This window comes from Thermoflexibacter ruber (assembly GCF_900113045.1).
In the GTDB taxonomy this organism is placed as follows: Bacteria; Bacteroidota; Bacteroidia; order Cytophagales; family Thermoflexibacteraceae; genus Thermoflexibacter; species Thermoflexibacter ruber.
This window is the reverse complement of the sequence record NZ_FONY01000107.1, coordinates 1-1,998: the sequence shown is the minus strand read 5'-3', so window position 1 is coordinate 1,998 and position 1,998 is coordinate 1. Positions and strand designations below refer to the sequence as shown.

Here is a 1,998-nt window from a genome sequence, read left to right as displayed (position 1 = left end):
TTTTCTTTGCCTTGCTTGGGTGCGATAAAATGGAAAAAGTAAGTCCGCTAACTACTGAAAATGCCAAGAAGCATACGGCACGAGTGGAAGAAAAACCTTTTCTGCTCAGGTATGAAAACTTACACCCGCAAGTGAAGGAATCCTTTGTTTACTATGATGCGGAAAATGGATTCTTACATTTCTCAGATTATCTGATTTTTGATAAAATAAGAGCAGAATTAATGAATAAGGACAGTGAAACCTTGGCAAGGTGGGAAAGTCAGTTTGAAGGTTTCACTTCGTTGAAATCAATTTATGACAAAGCTATTGATGCACAAATCAGACGAGTAACAAATCTTAGTCCGCAGGCGGCAAAAGAAATTGTCAAAAACAATGATAAAAAGGTATTTTATGCCCCTTTCGTAAATGAGAATAAAGAAAAATTTATTTTTGAAGGGAATGGTTCTTTCAAAATGGATATTGCCTTTGACGAAATAGCCTCCTTAGTTAATGGTGAAGGTATATTAAGGATTAGTGGCGATATTTATCTATACAATAGAAATGCAATTAAGATTCTTAAAAAGGGAAATATAGCGCAAATTCCTGAGCTGAAAAAAGCCAACAAAAGTGATGGCAAAGATATAGTTGTGTTGCCAATCACTACTTCTGCAAGCGGGGTTTCTAATGGGCGAGCAGAGTCTACTTGTGGACAACTTCAAAATAATTATACTCTTAATGTTTCAATTTCTTGGTGCAGTGGGAATTTTAGGTCTTGGATAGATAGAGTAAATTATTCTACACCAATATATGATTATACTAATGTTATTGGCACTCAATGTTTTTTAGGGGTTTGTGGACCTATGTATGCTATTATTGGTTATACAAATTCTACAAGACTGACAGCAGGTTGTGATACCAAAGCAAAATGGCTATGTTTAATCGAGTGTCCTTATAGCCAATGGCGACAAACAATTACAGGTAGTTTGAATATCAATGGCTCTCCTGTTTCAATAAATCGTGTAAATGGGGATGGCGGTATATCAAGTACTTCATTTGTTATTTACGATAGTGTGCCAGCAAATTTTTCAGGGAGTTTTATTAACTTTACAACTATTGGAACTTCTATTGGCACGCCTATTCTTATAAATTATGATTGTGTCCCATAATTAAATTAATGAAAGAAGCCTTTGCAGATATGAGTCTTTATAAAGGCTTCTTTTTAAATAACAAAAACATTTTAAACCCTATAACTTATACCGAAATGAAAAATTTATTTTTTTTGCTTTTCTTATTTTATATGCTTGCTGGTGATGCTATTGCCCAAAATTTGATACTCAGCAGGTGGAATATTAAGATAAATCCTTTAGCAAGAATAAACTCCAATTCCAGAGCATGGAGTTTAAGTGGTGAATATTTTTTAGATAAAAAGATGAAAAAAAGTATTCTTTTCAATCCATACCTAATCTATAGGAACGAAAAAGGAGACACTACTAAAATTGGTTCTTTTGCAAAGCATCGTGGTTTTGGTGCTATTGTAAGTTACAGATATTACCCGTTAGGATTTGTATCATCTTCATCATCGGTACAAAAAGGATTTTATATAAGTCCATTTGCCCAAGCGGAATATCTAAAAGTAGATTTTGTAAATTTAAAATCAGGGTTCTCGAGCAGAAATGAAAATGGAAACATTACAACAGGCAGAGAAAACGGCAGAAACATACAAGAAATTAGTTCTTTTCAGTATGGTTCGAGTGTAGGCTATCAGTGGATTTGGTGGCATAAGATAGTCCTCGATATTTATGCAGGTATTGCCTACCGCCACGCTCAGTACTCTTTGAAAAAAGACATAAACGAAGGCATTTATTACCCTATTACTCAATTTGGGATAGATAAAGTTTTGGACAAATCCTACACCGGACTTTTGCCCAAGCTTGGCTTTCAGATAGGCTTTGCATTTTGAAAACTTAACGATTTGTTCATATAGGGTGCAAGGTTTTTGCACTCTGTTTCTTTTCCTTT

The 1,998-nt window shown here is 34.4% G+C and carries 2 protein-coding genes; both read left to right on the top strand.

Going from position 1 to position 1,998, the window contains the following annotated elements; genetic code table 11:
• A partial coding sequence (locus BM141_RS22335) for a hypothetical protein (RefSeq protein ID WP_221407740.1) occupies positions 1 to 1,145 on the top strand: 1,145 nt, incomplete at its 5' end.
• 95 nt (positions 1,146 to 1,240) lie between these two features.
• A complete protein-coding gene (locus BM141_RS22330; RefSeq protein ID WP_143091091.1) occupies positions 1,241 to 1,939 on the top strand; it encodes a DUF3575 domain-containing protein in 699 nt (232 codons plus the stop codon).
• Positions 1,940 to 1,998 lie beyond the last annotated feature (59 nt).